This window comes from Ruegeria sp. D3 (genome assembly GCF_056534465.1).
In genome coordinates this window covers 16,621-34,160 of sequence record NZ_JBQFPK010000011.1, presented here as the reverse complement: position 1 = coordinate 34,160, position 17,540 = coordinate 16,621, and the positions used below count along the sequence as shown (strand labels likewise).

General features: G+C 56.6%; 17 protein-coding genes and 1 tRNA gene. 11 read left to right on the top strand and 7 right to left on the bottom strand.

Features of this window, described 5'->3' with window-relative positions:
- Nucleotides 1–268 precede the first annotated feature (268 nt).
- The gene (locus ACR0DX_RS16140; protein ID WP_170356073.1) at nt 269–1,231 is read left to right on the top strand and encodes an L-malyl-CoA/beta-methylmalyl-CoA lyase; all 963 of its coding nucleotides are present in this window, start codon (nt 269–271) and stop codon (nt 1,229–1,231) included.
- 33 nt (nt 1,232–1,264) lie between these two features.
- Here ACR0DX_RS16140 and ACR0DX_RS16135 read toward each other — a convergent pair whose 3' ends face one another.
- Nucleotides 1,265–1,843: a PA14 domain-containing protein gene (locus tag ACR0DX_RS16135; RefSeq protein WP_170356072.1), complete on the bottom strand. Its 579-nt coding sequence runs from the start codon at nt 1,841–1,843 to the stop codon at nt 1,265–1,267.
- A 117-nt stretch (nt 1,844–1,960) separates the two neighbouring features.
- On the bottom strand, nt 1,961–2,413 hold the full coding sequence (locus tag ACR0DX_RS16130; protein WP_170356071.1) for an Lrp/AsnC family transcriptional regulator: 453 nt from the start codon (nt 2,411–2,413) through the stop codon (nt 1,961–1,963).
- Nucleotides 2,414–2,486: 73 nt separating this feature from the next.
- Between ACR0DX_RS16130 and ACR0DX_RS16125 the strand changes: the two genes are divergently transcribed.
- Nucleotides 2,487–3,083: a LysE family translocator gene (locus ACR0DX_RS16125; protein WP_170356203.1), complete on the top strand. Its 597-nt coding sequence runs from the start codon at nt 2,487–2,489 to the stop codon at nt 3,081–3,083.
- Nucleotide 3,084: 1 nt separating this feature from the next.
- Here the strand turns inward: ACR0DX_RS16125 and ACR0DX_RS16120 are convergent, their stop codons facing one another.
- A complete protein-coding gene (locus tag ACR0DX_RS16120) occupies nt 3,085–3,918 on the bottom strand; it encodes an AraC family transcriptional regulator (protein ID WP_170356070.1) in 834 nt (277 codons plus the stop codon).
- A gap of 122 nt (nt 3,919–4,040) precedes the next feature.
- Between ACR0DX_RS16120 and ACR0DX_RS16115 the strand changes: the two genes are divergently transcribed.
- Nucleotides 4,041–5,003: an acetyl-CoA carboxylase carboxyltransferase subunit alpha gene (locus ACR0DX_RS16115; RefSeq protein ID WP_170356069.1), complete on the top strand. Its 963-nt coding sequence runs from the start codon at nt 4,041–4,043 to the stop codon at nt 5,001–5,003.
- 5 nt (nt 5,004–5,008) lie between these two features.
- Here the strand turns inward: ACR0DX_RS16115 and ACR0DX_RS16110 are convergent, their stop codons facing one another.
- The 3 genes from ACR0DX_RS16110 to ACR0DX_RS16100 form a co-directional block, all read right to left on the bottom strand.
- Nucleotides 5,009–6,136 (bottom strand): lytic murein transglycosylase, encoded by a 1,128-nt coding sequence (locus ACR0DX_RS16110; protein WP_170356068.1) that lies wholly within the window; start codon nt 6,134–6,136, stop codon nt 5,009–5,011.
- A gap of 112 nt (nt 6,137–6,248) precedes the next feature.
- A complete protein-coding gene (locus tag ACR0DX_RS16105) occupies nt 6,249–6,896 on the bottom strand; it encodes a GntR family transcriptional regulator (protein ID WP_170356067.1) in 648 nt (215 codons plus the stop codon).
- Between the two features lie 30 nt (nt 6,897–6,926).
- Nucleotides 6,927–7,622 (bottom strand): YgjP family zinc-dependent metalloprotease, encoded by a 696-nt coding sequence (locus ACR0DX_RS16100; protein ID WP_170724727.1) that lies wholly within the window; start codon nt 7,620–7,622, stop codon nt 6,927–6,929.
- Between the two features lie 100 nt (nt 7,623–7,722).
- Between ACR0DX_RS16100 and ACR0DX_RS16095 the strand changes: the two genes are divergently transcribed.
- The 7 genes from ACR0DX_RS16095 (at nt 7,723) to ACR0DX_RS16065 (ending at nt 13,550) form a co-directional block, all read left to right on the top strand.
- A complete protein-coding gene (locus ACR0DX_RS16095) occupies nt 7,723–8,049 on the top strand; it encodes a TIGR02300 family protein (RefSeq protein WP_170356065.1) in 327 nt (108 codons plus the stop codon).
- Between the two features lie 140 nt (nt 8,050–8,189).
- Nucleotides 8,190–8,265: transfer RNA gene (locus ACR0DX_RS16090), tRNA-Ala, on the top strand.
- A 155-nt stretch (nt 8,266–8,420) separates the two neighbouring features.
- Complete coding sequence (locus ACR0DX_RS16085; protein WP_170668896.1) at nt 8,421–9,635, top strand: integrase arm-type DNA-binding domain-containing protein; 1,215 nt, start codon at nt 8,421–8,423, stop codon at nt 9,633–9,635.
- A complete protein-coding gene (locus tag ACR0DX_RS16080) occupies nt 9,632–10,147 on the top strand; it encodes a hypothetical protein (RefSeq protein WP_170486021.1) in 516 nt (171 codons plus the stop codon). Before ACR0DX_RS16085 ends, ACR0DX_RS16080 begins: the two co-directional genes overlap by 4 nt.
- Before the next feature lie 84 nt (nt 10,148–10,231).
- The gene (locus ACR0DX_RS16075) at nt 10,232–10,597 is read left to right on the top strand and encodes a hypothetical protein (RefSeq protein ID WP_170486022.1); all 366 of its coding nucleotides are present in this window, start codon (nt 10,232–10,234) and stop codon (nt 10,595–10,597) included.
- Nucleotides 10,594–10,863: a hypothetical protein gene (locus tag ACR0DX_RS16070; RefSeq protein WP_170554784.1), complete on the top strand. Its 270-nt coding sequence runs from the start codon at nt 10,594–10,596 to the stop codon at nt 10,861–10,863. The genes ACR0DX_RS16075 and ACR0DX_RS16070 overlap by 4 nt, the downstream gene beginning before the upstream one ends.
- Before the next feature lie 146 nt (nt 10,864–11,009).
- A complete protein-coding gene (locus ACR0DX_RS16065) occupies nt 11,010–13,550 on the top strand; it encodes a phage/plasmid primase, P4 family (RefSeq protein WP_170645096.1) in 2,541 nt (846 codons plus the stop codon).
- A gap of 193 nt (nt 13,551–13,743) precedes the next feature.
- On the opposite strand, the gene ACR0DX_RS16060 is transcribed toward ACR0DX_RS16065, so the two are convergent.
- Nucleotides 13,744–14,124 carry a hypothetical protein gene (locus tag ACR0DX_RS16060; RefSeq protein ID WP_170554788.1) on the bottom strand — a complete coding sequence of 127 codons (381 nt, stop codon included), beginning with the start codon at nt 14,122–14,124 and terminating at the stop codon, nt 13,744–13,746.
- A 1,309-nt stretch (nt 14,125–15,433) separates the two neighbouring features.
- Between ACR0DX_RS16060 and ACR0DX_RS16055 the strand changes: the two genes are divergently transcribed.
- The gene (locus ACR0DX_RS16055; RefSeq protein WP_480846716.1) at nt 15,434–17,533 is read left to right on the top strand and encodes a hypothetical protein; all 2,100 of its coding nucleotides are present in this window, start codon (nt 15,434–15,436) and stop codon (nt 17,531–17,533) included.
- Nucleotides 17,534–17,540: the final 7 nt, after the last annotated feature.

The window sequence follows — 17,540 nt, the reverse complement described above, 5'->3', positions numbered from 1 at the left end:
AGCCTAGTGGAGCCGGCAGGCGAGAGTTTCGCGAATTCCTTGGGCAACATGAGGCCGGTTGGGAAATTCTTGCACAGCTACCTAAAATTCCGCAAAAATCTTTCATGTTCTCAAACCGATTAAACTTTAACCACCGGGGACGCAGCGTATTTTAGTGAATGCTGCGAATGCAATGCCGCAACTGCACAAAGGCGCTTGCGCAGGCTTGCGCAATTTAATACCCAATGAGGCAAGAAAATCGTAATTTCCTTACTCGCACGAGGTCCAGATGAGCTTTCGCCTTCAACCCGCCGCCCCTGCCCGCCCCAACCGCTGTCAGCTGTTTGGCCCAGGATCGAACACCAAGCTGTTCCCGAAAATGGCGGCCTCGGCGGCCGATGTGATCAATCTGGACCTTGAGGATTCCGTCGCCCCCACCGACAAGGACGTGGCCCGTGCCAATGTGATCGAGGCGCTGAACACAATCGACTGGGGCGGCAAATACATGTCCGTCCGCATCAACAGCCTCGACACGCCCTACTGGTATCGCGACGTGGTTGATCTGCTGGAACAGGCCGGCGACCGTCTGGACCAAATCATGATACCCAAGGTGGGTTGTGCGGAGGACGTCTATGCCGTTGACGCGCTGGTCACGGCGATCGAGCGCGCCAAGGGCCGCACCAAGCCGATCAGCTTTGAGGTCATCATCGAATCCGCCGCTGGTATCGCCCATGTCGAAGCCATCGCGGCCTCCTCCCCGCGTCTGCAGGCCATGAGCCTTGGGGCAGCAGACTTTGCGGCCTCGATGGGGATGCAAACCACCGGCATCGGTGGCACGCAGGAAAACTATTACATGCTGCGCGAGGGCGAAAAGCACTGGTCCGATCCGTGGCACTGGGCGCAAGCCGCCATCGTCGCCGCCTGCCGCACCCATGGCGTGCTGCCGGTTGACGGCCCGTTCGGCGATTTCTCGGATGATGAGGGCTATATCGCACAGGCCAAGCGCTCGGCCACGCTTGGTATGGTGGGCAAATGGGCGATTCACCCCAAGCAGATCGCGCTGGCCAATCAGGTCTTCACCCCGTCGGACGAAGCGGTGTCCGAGGCGCGCGAGATCCTGGCGGCAATGGAACAGGCCAAGGCTAATGGCGAAGGCGCAACAGTCTACAAAGGGCGTCTGGTCGATATCGCTTCGATCAAACAGGCAGAGGTGATCGTGGCACAGGCCGAACTGATCACCGCCAACGGTTAACGAAGCAAGGCGCCCCGCGGGGCGCCTTTTTCTTTACCGACCGAAGACGTCGTTGGGCGTCCATGTAAAACGCTCGCCCTTCTTGCCCGATTTCATCATCAGGCAGGATGTGCCATATTTCTGAAAATATGTGATCTTCAGCGGATACCACCCGGCTTGTGGCACTTCGACCTCGGTTCTCTGATTGGCTTCGCAGCCTTGCCGCCCATTGACATAGCCGATCTGCTGCCCCCCGACCCAAGCGTCGATACCGTCATTCGACCAAGTCTCAAGCTCATAGACACCGGGTGAGTCGAACTTGATATACCCAGTAACTTCGGCTGCGACGTTGAACGCCTCATTGAATGTCAAAACCGGATCGCCTTCGGTCGTATCACGATAATCCAAGCCACGCAGTGGTTTACCTGACTTGGCTTTCTTCAGAAGAAAACCAACTTTGGCCAAGTTTTGAATTTTGCGAGGAGGGTTCCCTTCCCATGCGTATTTCACATCCAATCCGGGTTTGGGATTGGGTTGCGGGTTTGCCGGTTGCAGTTTCAAGGGTGCAGCCAACGCACCCCCGGCGAAAATCGCCAAGGCAGCGGCAAGTGTTCCGGTTCGAACGAGGTTCATGTTCTTCTCCCTGATACGGTCCCTTTGAGGTTATTCCCCATTTTGGTTGGGACATTTGTTCAACACTAGGACGTCGGAAATTACCCGGCAAGAGAGTTAACAATCACATTTTCGCAGTCATCCGCGCATATCTTTGGGAGAACCCATCACCACGTATGACGTGATCGAGGTGACATGCGGCAGTGTTCCCAAAACGTCGGTGTGGAATGTTTTGTAGGCGGGAAGATCTTGGCACTCTACGCGCAACAGGTACTCGATCGTCCCGGTGATGTTGTGGCATTCAACCACCTCGGGCGCGTTTTGCAATGCGCGTTCGAACCCTTCCTGCGCCGCTTTTGTGTGCTCGCCCAGCCCGACACCGATATAGGCCACAAAGCCCACCCCTAACGCCGCAGGGTTCAATACTGCGCGGTAACCTGAAATTACGCCTGAGCGCTCCAGCTCCTGCACCCGGCGCAAACAAGCCGAGGGGGACAGGCCCACGCGGTCGGCCAATTCCAGGTTGCTGATACGGCCATCTCGGGTCAATTCGCGCAATATATATTGATTTATTTGGTCTATCTTCGACATTTGTTGCTGAAAATAAAGACACACGCACAATTTTGCAATTTCATTTGCCGATTTCTGGGCAATGCTGCGCGCCATGACCTACGACTTGCTTCTGGCCCTGATCACCTTTGCCTTTGTCTCTTCCATTACACCGGGACCGAACAACCTGATGCTAATGGCCTCGGGCGCAAATTTCGGGTTCCGCCGGTCAATCCCTCATATGCTTGGGATCGGACTGGGTTTCACCTTCATGGTTGTTTTAGTTGGGCTGGGTCTGGCGGCTGTCTTCGACCAATACCCAACCAGTTACACGGTGCTGAAAATCGCATCCGTAATCTATCTGCTATTCTTGGCCTGGAAAGTCGCCAATGCCGCACCTTCAGGTCAAGCGGCCGAGGCTGGAACGCCCATGACGTTTCTGCAAGCTGCCGCATTTCAATGGGTTAATCCAAAAGCGTGGGCCATGGCCCTGACAGCGACCACGGCCTATTCACCGGGCCGCACGCCCGAGGCCATTTTGATCGTGGCGCTGATCTTTGGCGCCGTCAATCTGCCATCGGTCAGCACATGGACGGTACTTGGGCAGCAAATGGCGCGAGTCCTCACGAACCCGCGCCGCTTGTTGGTTTTCAATTGGACCATGGCCACTCTGCTGGTTGCGTCGCTCTATCCGGTCCTTTGGCCTGCTTGATTTACTTGAGCGGCAGGCAGATTTCCGTCAGCAGCTCATCGGGCGGTGTATCGCGTGGATCGTTGAGGTAAATCTCATAGCAGGGTTGATCCGCAGGCTCTTCGCCTGAGTCCGGCAGCCAATTGCCGAACAGGCTGTGATAGGCGGCATGAATACCGGAATACGGACCTTTGTAGCGCAAGACTGCGGTCTTACCGCCGGGGATACTTAGGTCTTCCATCCCGTCCGGGGCCGCGTCTCCACGATATTCCGCGCCTGCGTAGCTGCGCAGGTCCTGCTCGGGCACCTCGTCGGGGCTGTCAAGGTAAAGACCAATGACCGGGCCTAATTGAGGCCAAAGCTTGCGGGATTCGCACAACGCGCCGAAAGTTTCAAAACTCCTGCCGATCTCGGCATAGTTGCCGCGGTGCTTCAACGCGACAATCCGGCGGGCAGGTTCAGTACGGGTTTCAACGGGGTGCATCGGGTAGTCTCCTGTTTTGAAATGTGGATGTGCTGGCAGGAACAGACCGGCCTTGCGAAAGGCGGCAGGGCTGGTGCCATAGGCGTCAGAGAACGCCCGCGCGAAGGAGTTCAGGTTCGGATAGCCCACGTCGTTGGCCACTTGCGCAACCGGCACGTCGGTCTGCACCAACCGGCTGGCGGCACGGTGCAAACGGATCCGGCGCACTGCCTGCGCACAGGTTTCGCCCGTTATTGCCCGAAACACACGGTGCCAGTGAAATCTCGACATCGCCGCCACATCCGCAAGTGCATCCAATGACAGATCCCCTGCGGGGTTGTCGTGGATATATTCAAGCACACGCAGGATGCGGGTTTCATAGCTGTTTGCCATCCGGTTTCGTCCTTCTTCCTTGCCCCCTCACACAAACATATTGCCGATCCACAAATCTTGCTGAGTTGCATCCCAGGCGACGTCAGGTCATATAGCAGGGAACTTCCGCGTTGAGAGGCGTCATGACCCAGTATCTGGATTTCGAAAAACCGCTGGCCGAGATCGAAGGCAAGGCCGAGGAACTGCGCGCGCTGGCCCGCGCCAACGAAGAAATGGACGTGGCCGAAGAAGCCGCCGCGCTGGATGCCAAGGCCGCCAAGCTGCTGGATGAGTTGTATGGCGATCTGACCCCGTGGCGCAAATGCCAGGTGGCGCGGCACCCCATGCGCCCTCATTGTCAGGACTATGTCAAAGAGCTGTTTACCGAATTCACCCCTCTGGCCGGCGACCGCAATTTTGCCGACGATCTCGCGGTGATCGGCGGGTTGGCGCGGTTCAACGATCAGCCCGTGATGGTGATCGGCCACGAAAAAGGATCAGACACCAAATCGCGGATCGAACGCAATTTCGGCATGGCCCGCCCAGAAGGCTATCGCAAAGCCGTTCGCCTGATGGAAATGGCGGGGCGTTTTGGCCTACCGGTGATCACCCTGATCGACACGGCCGGGGCCTATCCCGGCAAAGGGGCCGAGGAACGCGGCCAGTCCGAAGCCATCGCGCGGTCAACCGAGATGTGCCTGAAGATCGGTGTGCCGCTGGTTTCCGTGATCATCGGAGAAGGAGGTTCGGGCGGTGCGGTTGCGTTCGCCACCGCCAACCGTGTCGCGATGCTGGAACATTCGGTCTACTCGGTGATCTCGCCCGAGGGCTGTGCCTCGATCCTGTGGAAAGATGCCGAAAAGATGCGCGAGGCCGCCGAGGCGTTGCGCCTGACCGCCCAAGACCTATACAAACTTGGCGTCTGCGACCGGATCATCACCGAGCCCAAGGGCGGGGCCCATCGCGATCCCTCCGCCACTGTTGAATCGGTGCGTGCGGCGATTGCCTCGATGCTGCAAGAGCTTGACGGCAAAGACCCGGCAGCCCTGATACGCGACCGCCGCCAGAAATTCCTGGATATCGGCTCGAAAGGTCTGGCGGCCTAAAGCGCCTAGCCGCCCAACCTGCGCAACAGCGCGACCGAGGGCTCTCCGGTCACCGGAAGGCCATTGGCGCGCTGATAGCCGCTGATGGCGGATTTGGTGTTGTTACCAATCACCCCATCCGCGCCTTGCGTGTCGTAACCCGCAGCAGTCAGACGGCGCTGCAGCTCTTTGCGGTCCTCCAGCGTCAGCCCGGTCGCATCCGGCCCGAACGAGGCCTGAAACGGCGCGCCCCCCGCGATCCGGTCTGACAGGTGTCCGACTCCAATCGCGTAGCTATCCGAGTTGTTGTACCGCTTGATCACCTGAAAATTGCGAAACACGGCAATGCGCGGCCCCGGCACCTGCGGCTGCAGCACCGCGACGGGTGTACCGGAAACCGTGCCGACCTCACCCCCCCAGGGCTGCCCACGCTTCCATCCCGAACGAGCTAGATAGGCCGCTGTCGACGCGAGCGAATCCGAGGGGTCCTCGGACCAGATGTCACGCCTGCCGTCGCCGGTATGATCCACGGCAAAGGCCAGATAAGAGGTCGGGATGAACTGAGTATGCCCCATTGCACCGGCCCAACTGCCGGTCATCTTGTCCGGTGTCGTATCCCCCGCCTGAATGATCTGAAGCGCCGCGATCAGCTGTTTTTCGAAAAACGCACCGCGTCGCCCGTCATAGGCCAATGTAGACGTTGCCGAAACCACCGGCACATCCCCGCGCCGCGCGCCATATCGGCTCTCTAACCCCCAGACAGCGACGACAACCTCTTTGTCGACACCATATTGCGCCTCGATCTGCGACAGAGTTGCGGCGTGCCGAACCATCATCTGCTGGCCTGTCTCGATCCGCTCATCCGAGGCTGCGATAGCCAGATAATCCTCGAGCGAACGCTTGAACTCGACCTGATTGCGGTCACGTTCGATAACTCCGGGCAAATAGCCTGCCCCCTGGAACGCACGGTTTAGGGTTGTTTGCGAAATCCCCTGCGATGCGGCGCGAGTTTTGAAACCGGCTACCCAGGCGTCCCACCCGGCATTCGGAACCGGCCGCATCCGCGATGCAGGAGCTGTGGTTTGCGTGCCACCTGAACAGGCGGCCAAGAGGGTCGATCCAAGACCGACAGAAAATACCCGACGATTGATCATGATTGAAATCTGCTCTTGTTGTGGTTTGGGATCAGAGTAACCCAGACCACCCGTCCAAGCCAGAACTGCTGTATCGAAACAAACGCACGCGGCAATGTCGGCAAATCGCCGCTTAAGTTACCAGCATCCGCAGACCCTGCGTCACGTCCGAACGCACCGCCAGACGCAAACCGGGCTCATCCCCGGCCTTGAGCGCGGCGATGATCAGTTTGTGATAATGCGGGGGTTCTGTACGCCGCAGCCGCCCATAAAGCGCCCGCATGGTCGGCCCAAGTTGCAGCCACACAGTCTCGGCCATCGCCAGCATCGCTGGAGCCTGCGCCCTCAGGTACAAAGTGCGGTGGAATTCGAGATTTGTGCGGATATAGCCAACGGCATCGCGCTTGGTAACCATCTCGGCAACGGTCATGTTGATGCTCTGCAATCGGTCGATCAGGGCCATGTGCGCGCGCGGCAGGGCCCGGCTGGCAAGCTCGACCTCTAGCAGCGCGCGCAGAGCTGCAAGTTCCTCGATACGGTCATTGGTCAACTCTGGTGTCGACACCCGCCCGGATGAGGACAGGAACAAGGCGCCTTCGGCCGCAAGACGCCGCACAGCTTCGCGTGCGGGCGTCATGGACACCCCGAATTCTTTACCGATCCCACGCAGGGTCAACGCATGACCCGGAGCGATTTCCCCATGCATGATCCGCGCACGCAGGGTCCGATACACCCTGTCATGCGTAGCTGTCTGCGAGTCGGAAGAACGCGTGTTTAACATTTGACCATGTGATCACAAATTGATTTGGGGTCAACTCACAGGAGCGTCAAATCTGTACTGATGCAACTGCGCCCCGTTGTCGCGCAACCAACGCCGCTGTTCACGGTAGTCACCAAATATCCGTTCAACCTGAGCCCAGAACGCTCGGGAATGGTTCATCTCGACCAGATGGGCCACTTCATGTGCAGCGACATAGTGCAGAATTTCAGACGGCGCGAGGATCAGCCGCCATGAAAACATCAAACCACCAGCCGAGCTGCATGACCCCCAACGCGACCGCGTATCGCGAATAGTCAGGCCAGAGTAACTGCGCCCCAACATCGCCGCGTAGTCATCGCAGGCACCGGTCAACCGGTCGCGAGCGAGCTCTTTCAGAAACCGGGCCAAACGCTTTGCCTCGGCGCCCTCAGGCACGGCGATTTCGTCGCCTCTGAGAAGCACGCGCCGCCCTTCTGCTGGGACGATTCGCCGTTCGGTTCCTTCGATTGGTAACATCTGACCAAATTGCACCACCGCAGGATCCGGACGATCTTGCAGATGTTGGCGTATCCAGTCTGCCTTGAGATGCGCAAAATTCAACGCCTCAGACTCGGGCACACCATCGGGGTAAGTTAGTGTAACACGTCCATCCAATTGGGAAATCCGCAGGCTGATCCGCCTGGCACGCGCTGATTTGCGCAGTGTCAGCCGCACACGGGGTGTGCCGGGCAGTGCGTGCTCTCCCATTGGTTATGTTCTCCTGTGCAAAGGCTTTGACAGTGCCCGCTGCATGTGGCACGTGACCTGAATCGTTATTACGACTCACCTGATATCAAGGGGATTTCACATGCCCAAGGAAGAATGGGGCGTTAAGCGCGTTTGCCCGACAACCGGCAAGCGGTTTTACGACCTGAACAAGGACCCGATCGTCAGCCCCTATACCGGCGAGATCGTTGAGCTGGACACCGGCAAAAGCCGGATGATTGCGGCTGACGCGGAAGATGCGGCCTCGGCCAAAGCGCGCGAGAATGCGTCGGACGAGGATATTGTTCTGGACGATGACGACAATGTCGACGTCGATCTGGACGATGACCTGCTGGATGATGATGACGACAACAATGATGACGTCTCTCTGGACGACATCAAAGACATGTCGTCTGAAGACGAAAACTAATACCGTTCAGAGGCGGCCCAGCGCCGCCTCGAACCTTCCCGGACGATGACCGGAAAGATTTTGCCAGAATCCATTTTTGGACTTGCACTCGCTGCCGCCGTCTCATAAACGTCCGTCCACTGCTTCGGCAGTCCCTAGATGGGGCCTTAGCTCAGTTGGGAGAGCGCTTGCATGGCATGCAAGAGGTCAGGGGTTCGACTCCCCTAGGCTCCACCATCTTTATCCTCACTTCGAATTCACTCGCAGTCATACGGCTTTGAAAGTAAGGCCTTTGACGTGCCAGTCTTTCTCACCCCCAAGGAAACTTGGGCTCTGCCAGAAGTCCCATTGTGGGGGTCTGTGTGGGGTTCGCCAGTGAGAAAGTATGCATGATGACCAAACTAACGGACAGACAAATCAAAGCTGCGAAGCCGGGCGATAAGAAGATCAAGCTGGCAGATGGCGGTGGCCTCGCTCTAATCGTTCACCCGAAAGGCAGCAAGACGTGGGTCTGGCGTTACAGGGTCGATGGCAAGCAGCGTGAGATGACCTTGGGCTCCTATCCCTCTGTCGGCCTCAAGGACGCGCGACAGCGCGTCGAGGTGCAGAGAAACCTGCTAGACACCAATATCACCCCCGACGTGGCGGAGATGCGCGCAGGGGTACAGGCTCGGTCAGGTCTGACGGACACCACATTCGCCGGTGTCGCACGCGCATGGCTGGCAGAGGAGCGTCCACACTGGGCAGAGAAGACTTATGTCCGCGCCCGCAACCGGATCGAAAAGGATGCCATCCCTCTGTTGGGGACTGTAGTGGTCGCGGATATCACGGCAGTCGATATCAAGGCCGTTGCGCTCAAGATCGCGGATCGTGGATCGCATGAGACTGCACGCCGGGTCATTCGCATCCTGCGGCAGGTTCTAGGCTATGCTGAAGCCGAAGGCTTGATCTCTGTCGTGCCGGGAGCAAACGTGATCGACAGGTTCAAGCCCCAGCCGAAGAAGCACCACCCAGCCATCGTTGAGCCAGAACGTCTGGCGCTGTTTCTGCAGGCGCTGGACGCTTGGCCGCATCAAACTTTGGGTAAACCTCTGGTGCAGATTATCGCACATACAGGTCAGAGGGCCGGTGAGGTGCGCAAAATGCGATGGGCGGACATCAACATGGGCGAGCGGGTCTGGAACAACCCTATCACCAAGACAGGTATCACGCTTGCCATACCCCTGACGGATCCGGTGATCAAAATCCTCAACGAGATGTACAAGCTCAATGGCCACCGCGAGTATGTATTCGCCAGCGAGAACGGACCTGTTTCTGAACCGGCCACAATGAACATGATCCGCAGGATCGGGTTTGATGGAGAGACCGACGCACATGGCCTGCGGGCTACGCTGCGCACATTGGTGACCGAGCATCTCGGGTTCGACGAGAAACTGGCAGAGGCACAGTTATCCCACGCATCGAAGGAACAGCATGGCCGCGCATATGACCGCACATCGTTTCTCGCCCAGCGCCGCGTTATGATGGAAGCTTATTCGCAGTTTCTGGTTCAGCTTCAGGAGGGCGGTGCTATCGTGGTGCCGTTGATTGCGGGGGCAAAGGTGTGAGTGACACGGTAACAAAAGATTTCGACTGGTTGCGTGGACGTTTAAACGAGCGCGTGAAATCTGGCGAATGGTCCCACGTTCTTGACTTGCATGACATTCTGGATGTTTTGCGCGAGCAGGAAGGAATAGTGTCATCAGCGCTGGACAAGCACCTGACAGATCTCACAACTGCAATGCACAAAGCGAATGCTGGCAATGCCGCGAAAGACCCGAGGGAAATCCTTTTTCAAGGCGGCGCTGCGGGTGGCGTCATGTACCTGATCAATCAGCAAGGCTATAACGTGGAAAACGCGCGAACTCTGATTGCAAATGTAATGCAGATTGGTCGTGACGATGTAGTCAAGTGGCATAAAGCCACGCTGAAAGCTCCAGATATCAGTGATCAGAACTACCGCCTCAATCTGAACTTTGCCGCGCAGGAAATGATCCGGAAACTCACTGAAAGAGTGTCTCGAATGCACAACCAAATGACGGTTGAAGAGGTCATTCTTGAGGTGTTCTCACCCACCTGATCAGGGGGGTAAATTAGAACGTTTGTTTTTACCCCCCTGCTTTCATTATCTGAATTGCCAGTATCTTTTTGTAGGAGGCTGGCAATGTCAGATCACATCGAAGTCCCCGTTCCACACCGTCTCTATGATGAGCGGTATCTGGCGGCGCTGTTCGGTCTCAGCGAGGACGAGTTCTATCTGTTGGACCACTGGCGCGAGTACCATCTCGGCCCGAAATTCATGAACCTTCCCACGGGACAAATCCGGTATCTCGGCAGCGACATCACCAATTGGATAGAAGCTGGTGGCGATCACGATCCCCGTGACATCATTCGTAGCTACGAAGGCCTTGAAGCCAAGAAGGCAGAGAAGCTGGGCCAGGAAATGATGGAGAAAGGTTTTTTCAAGCGGTCACGGGCTGCGATTGAAAAAGCCAATGGCGAAGAACCTCAGACGGAGGCGTATGCATGAGTGTCGCCCGTATGCCTATCCACCCCGACAGCTTCCCGAAAACAGGGAACGTCACACTGAAACAGCTTTCCACCCACAGCGGTGCGTTGGGCATGTTCCCCGGATCGCCAAGCAAGTGGTTGCGTATGGTGGACAGCGGCGATGCGCCGGAACCCATCCAGATTGGTCGCCAGCATTTTTGGCGCGCTGAACATGTCCGCGCAATTGCGGCGGGTATCGACTGGCGGCTTGTGAAGATCGACACGCCCGATCTGGCAGCGGAATAGGAATAGAGAAACCCCGCCGCACGGAGAGCGCAACGGGGCCAGTGATGATTGTTGCTCTCCCAAGACCAAAGAAAGGAACAAAGCATGCAGGCAAAATCTGCAGCATACCGGACCGAAACACAGCGGTGGCGGGCATGAGGGGACCAATGAAAAATTTGACCGAGCGTCTCCGCATCGTCGAGGAATCACACGCGGACAAAATTCTCGCCGCCATTGGTGCCAAACCACAAACTGGAAAAAAGCATCAGCGCTGCCCGTTTCCTGACCATGAAGATAAGAACCCTTCATTTCGCTACGATGCAGACGCTAATCGTATTTTTTGCACGTGCCTGCCCGAAACAGGGGTTTCGCTGACCGATGCGCTAATGAAGGTACGAGGCCTTGCCGACTTCAACGCTGCTGTACGCGAGATTGAAGCCATAACTGGCGAAAGGGTTCTTGAAGGACGGCGGAAGCAGAAGCAATCGGAACCGGGAGAACAGGCGGCCTCGGAGAACCGTGAAGAAACTGATGAACAAGCCGAGCAGCGAGAAGCGGAGGAAAGAGCACGCTCCGACGCGGCATCTGATGAAAAGGCTGCTAAGATCGCATGGGTGCAGAAGCAGGTTGCGAAGACACGTCCTTTAGCCGGCTCACCCGGCGAAGAATACTTGCGCAACATCCGTGGATTGGTTGGGATCGATCTTGAACACGACGCTTTGCGATATGCTCCAGATTTCCAATGCAAACCGGGTGGTAAGAAAAGCCCGGCTCTAGTTGCGGTGGTTACGGACAACGATGGAAATATTGTTGGCATGCAGGGCACAATCCTGAACCCCAATGGGCAACCGATACGCGACGAGAACGGCAAGAAGACCAAACTGAGCGCAGGCTACATCGGGGATGGTTCAGTTCGGATCAAAAACAAACTGGGTACAGGCACAATTGCGATCGCCGAAGGTATCGAAACCGGATTGACCCGATTGTTTGCTGGGCCAGCAGAGATCAGGGTGTGCCTCGGGTCTATCCGCCCCGAAACGATAGGAGCAAACGCCGGTCGGATTGAGATCATTGCCGACAGCGACAAAGCGCAGGACTGCCGCCAGATCGCGCGTGAATTGGCGGCAGAAAACCCAGATGCACGGGTGCATGTCGTCACGGTACCGTCAAACCTTGGTGAAAAGGCCGATTTGAACGATCTGCTCCAGGATATGGGACGTCGGGCTGTTGCCGCCGCCGTGGATGATGCCGACCGCATCCACGCGCGGCAGCGCAGGTCCAACGTTGAGCAGCTGGTCCGCGGTAGCGACGAAGAGATTGCCGATCGTGTGCTGGAAAACCTAGAAGATCTCTTTGGTCGCATTGTCATCACTGAGGGCACAGTTTGGATTTACGATGGCAAGCTTTGGACTGCTCTCAACGACAATCGGCTTACGCGTGCCATCGCGCGCTTTGACGGTGCCACTTACCCTACGCCGTCCAACGGCATTGGCGAGGTCAAGATCACGTCAAGTAAGGCGCAGAGTGTCAAGTCGCTTCTCATGTCCAAACGCGATGACGATGGGTTTTTTGAAGGTGCGCCTGTTGGGATCACCTGTGAAAGCGGGTTCGTTTTGTTCGAACAAGACGTTGCAACAGGTGAATATGTCCCACGGCTCGAACCACATGCCCGCAAACACCGGGCCCGGCATGCCGTACGTGGTGTATGGCCAGTGCAGGATGCTGAGAAGCGGCTTTTGGGAAGCGACGTGATGAAGCTGCTCACGGGTTTGTTCTCAGCTAAAACGACTTTGAGGCGGCTGCAGCACGAGGCTCCAAACCTTGAGTTCGACTTGGACATGGCTGAACAAGACAAAAGCGCGCGGATTGAGCTGATCCTGCAGACAGCCGCCGCAGCGGCACTTGGTATCGGCACGCAAATGAAACACCCGCAGGCCCTTATTTGGATTGGGCCGGGCGGCGCAGGAAAAAGTACCACGCGCAAGGTCATCTCATCATTGATCTCAGCGGATGCGCTTCAGTCGGTGCCGCCAGCCAAGATGGGACAAGACTACTTCGTCTCAGTTTTGCGCGGGTGTGCGCTGAACGTTGCGGAGGAGACGTCGGATCGTGATCTTTCAGGCGACGCGCTAAAAAAGGTCATCACCGGGGACATCTGTCATGCCCGGCTGCCATACGGCATACCGTTCTATTTCACTCCCACGGCGCAGCATGTGTTCATCTGCAATGAGCTGCCCGCATTTAGCGGGGGGATCGACAGCGGCGTTGAGCGCCGCTTCAAGGTTCTGGTCTTCGACAAAGCGTATTCTGAAGAGCAGGCCGACGAGGGATTGGCAGATCGCATAATCGAACACGAGGCGGATCTTCTACTACATCTTGTCGTGGTTGCGGCTGGGGAACTTTTGACCACGCGGCGCATGGCGGATCCCATGACATCACGCATAGCCAAGGAGGCGTGGATGAGGGATGCGGACCGGGTTCGTGCGTGGGCGGCAGAGAGACTATCCATCAAGGCAAACAACGTCGTCACTGTTGCTGATCTGTATTCGAATTTCCGTCTGTGGTGTGCCGAAGAAGGTGTATCGGACAGCCGAATTCCTGCGCGCAACAGCTTCGCTCGACGCTTGCGTCATGTAGAGCCCCGTCTCGTTCCAGGACCCAATAGCAAAGGCGCTCGGTTCGAAAATGCTATCCTCAAGACGGCCTGATTTAAAGTGGGACAGCTTGTAACGAGGCCAAACGAACTAGGCCGGCCATATCGTTGTGGGTGGACATGCAATAAAACCTCCCAACTTCCCTGTCGGGCGTTTGGTTGGGAGGTTGGGATGTTTTGTGTCTCGTCCGTCTGTATATTTTCTGTTGTTCACATCAAGCATAATGCTGCTTTTTAACGCCCGACGTTCATTGCAGCGCCGCGGTGCGACCCCGCGAGGACCTCCGTGTTTCGTCCAGCGCCTGACGCATTGCCGCCAAACCAGCCCGCTCGACATACTGGTCCATCGGGTCGAGTTCATCCCAAGTGCGAGATGCGGCAGCAGGCCAGAACTGCGGATGACTGTGCCGCATTTGGCTGAGCCGCCATTCATGGTGGCAGAGTTGCGGTGTCATAGCTTCAGGATCGCTCAGGAAGCGCGCAGCGACACCACAGCAGGCCTGCCACTGCCGGTCATGCACAATCGGGAGTTCCTCGCCGCTCGTTGCTGTTTGGGCTTCACAGTAGGCCATAGCGATCAGGACGATGTGCCTTGCTGCGGCAGCTTCAAGTTGGATATCTTGCTCCATGTGATTTCTCCTATTCATCATTTTGATGCGCATCCCGTTGGCTGTTGCCACCGGCGACCACCCCAGGGCGGGGTTGGTGATCACGATTTTCGTGACGCTCTGGATGCTGTTGGTTTCGCCCTGCCTTAGGCTCATCAGTGGATCGGCGCTAGACCCAGACCATTCGCACCGGTCGCAAGCATGTCTCGGGCGGTCCATACCCCGGCGGTCTTCCGCGACTTACGGGCAAAGCTCGGTAGACGAGCGTCATCATGTTTGGGGGAATTGCGGGCTGTCCGCCCACGATTGGTATGTAATCGCTAAGTCTGTCAGCTTCAAGGAGCGGGCGGCGTAGCGCGGACAAAACAAAAAGCGGCTACGTCTTTTAGAAAGAACAACGTCTGCTTCGCGCTCAAAATCAGCCGCTCATGCCAAGTACAGCGAATGACTGTTCTGAGCCCAAAGCTCAATTTGCTGCAACACATACTGTTTCCCGCGGTGCGCAGGAAAGCGGACTTTGCAAAGTGCTTCGAACTGCCTAAAGCCGCCATTCTGTGCGCGATATTCGAACAGTCGTTTAACGTCATTAGCCGGCTTTCGGCCAAGCCCGAAGACTTTCAACAAGGGGAGGCAACTTCAAGATTAGGCCAAGCTCATAACCGAGCTGGCAAGTGTTTTGCTGGCTCTAATTTAGCCTTTCTCGCGCCAATTCAGCGTAGAATGGGCAATCCGCGAACAGATCAGCAAAGGCCTTAAAGACAGCAGAGCTTTCGCTCTCCCGAACGTCTTGCCAAGTTTGCTGAGCGGCCCGGCAAGTTTTGAGGTCAGCGATCACATGCGTTTTGGCAATGTCACGACTTCCGTTCACGGCCTTTGCCAAAATCCCATCGCAGCTTTCAGGCGTGCGCGTGACCTCTGACAGGGCAGCGAAGAATGCTGAATGCGAAACGTCGGCTGCGTCAGAGGACAGTAGGTCGTTCAAGCATGTATTGCTTTGCGCCTGAGTTGCTGAAGCGACAACAGACAAGCCAAAGACTAAGGCAGAACCTAAGAGTATTTGCAAAAGGGCCACCTCATATTAACGCCCGAGACTTCCTAATAGAATGACCGTTGCCTGAAAGAAGATTGGACAATAATGTTATCAAACAATCATTTAAGGCAAGCGATAATGACACCTTTCCGACCTTTGCGTCATGTGATTTCTGCGGCGGTCGCCTGCCTGAGCATGAGCGCAAGCGCAACGCACGCACAGCAATTCGCATTTGATCTTAGCGGGCAGTTTACACCGACTTGCAGTATCGGATTCTCTGGACGGCCTGCGGAAGAAGGCATGTCGTTTGGTTTCAAAACTGCTGTTTCAATTGACCTTCTACTCGGTGAACCCGTGGTCCAATCAAAGCTGGCATGGAACCAAGTTGGGTTCGGCACCACGTGCATTGAACCCTACGGACGGACAGAGATTGTGCGCCTAACCAACCCAGATCAATATGATCCCTTTAAAAAGCGACGCCCGATTGACGTAGATCTTGTGGCAGAGGTTTCGGCCCCCGACGTCACGGGCGCGCGGGTTTTCTTGCCTTTCAATCCCGGCGCTTTGTCAGACGAGCCTGGCGAAGACAGTTACAACACCGCTGGTTCGCCCAATTGGGATCGTTTATTCTTCACTTTGCCCGGACTTGGCTCCAACTTTTGGGACAACGAAAACTATGCCTATCTGGACGCCGAACAAGCCAAGGCGATTTTTTCTGCGGGGTTTGACGTGGTGCAAGTGCATGTCGCCCACGCGGAATTTGACCTGACAGAGCTCAAATCCAACTATGGCGAAGAAGATGACACCGCGGCGGCGCTGGCCAAAGTGGCCAGCAGGTTGGCGCAATGGGGACGGGAGACTTTTGAGGGCTATCCTCCCGGCGTCGCAGAGAGGATTGCCGCCAACCAACAATTGACCGCCCCCGACAACATCGTGGCCCTGCGCAACACGATAGATGACATTCAAGCCCTGCATGATCAGCTGCAACAACAGTCAGGCGATGCGGCATCGCAACAGGCCATTGATCAGCAAAAGAGCAACCTCGCGCCTTTTTTGGACAAGATTGACACCATCAACAAGGATGAGACATTTCGCAAGCTGTTGTTCAACAGCAGCGCCACAGCAGCGGAGCAAGAACGTGCCGACATCGCGGCGCGGACTGAAGAACAACGCCTGGCGGCGCAGCAGGCGGAAGACGCGCTGTCAAACCGTGAGGCAAAAGCAAACGCTTCTGCCTCCACGGACAGCGCAAACGCCTCGTCCAAATACGATTTCATACACTATCTGAGCGATGAACAAATTGCCCCAGTCCCTTTGCCGGAGTTCAGATGTAACGGCGATATCCCGTCAAAAGACCTTGCACGCGTAGCCCTGCGCAACAACGATGGCGTTCTGCCAGCCTATGTGAGGGATTTGGGTCAAGCGCAGTCCGAGAAAGAGCGCAAGGTTGGCCACTACAGTGAGCGTTTTTACGTCCACGCCACTTTGCATCGTGTGGATCGGAAATTTGTTTGCGTGAGTGCGGAAATAGAAAGCGACTACAAATGGCGCCCGGGGGTCGCGCGGGATTTGGTCGTTGAAGTGTTTGATGCCACAGGGACAAAGACCGCTGAACATCGCTTTGAGCGTCCTGTCTTTCAGCCCAACGATTTTGAATTTGGGTATGGCTATTTTGATACTTTTACGTCCGAGGACCCAACCGATCCGAATGTCTATGTTTTGCTTGCCACCTTGCCTTACGGGCAGGACACGGTGGCACTTGCGCCAAACATCGCCAACGCCATTCCAGGCGTGTTCTCCGTGGTAGGCGACGGCGCTTTGGAGATGTATGATCCCGTCAATCCAGACATACTGAATGCGGGGTCTCAGGGCGCGTTCTACAAGTATGTGCCATTAATGGGCCGGCCTCATATCCTCGCGCAATTGGGAGAAGAGCGGCATGTGCGCACAGTCGATTTTACAGGACAGATCCTAAGCGAACGCCCCACCTTGGGCGACGATGCAACGGCTCATTTTCGAGATTATGCTTTCCTGACCGACGACACTTTTGCTCTGCATGAGGACGACCGCACAGATTTTGTCCGCGCTGGCGTGCCTGTTCCCGGATCACACTACGACCCACAGCAGTATGAAGTGTGGGGCATGTATCCGGCGATTGATGATGGACTTTTGATGCACACGGCAAACCACGGTTTTTTGCGGTTTAGCGGATCTGACTGGGACACGGATTGGCACAGCAGTTGGCAGCAAATTGGCGACTTTGACGGCTGGGTTGCGGGGTATCTGTTCCGCGACACCGGATCCGAGGTTGTTCTATTTGATGGCATGGGATCGGAAGTCGGGCGGCTTGACGGCAGAATTGAAGAGCGCGGTGAAAACACGCTCTACATGGTAAAATAACATCTAC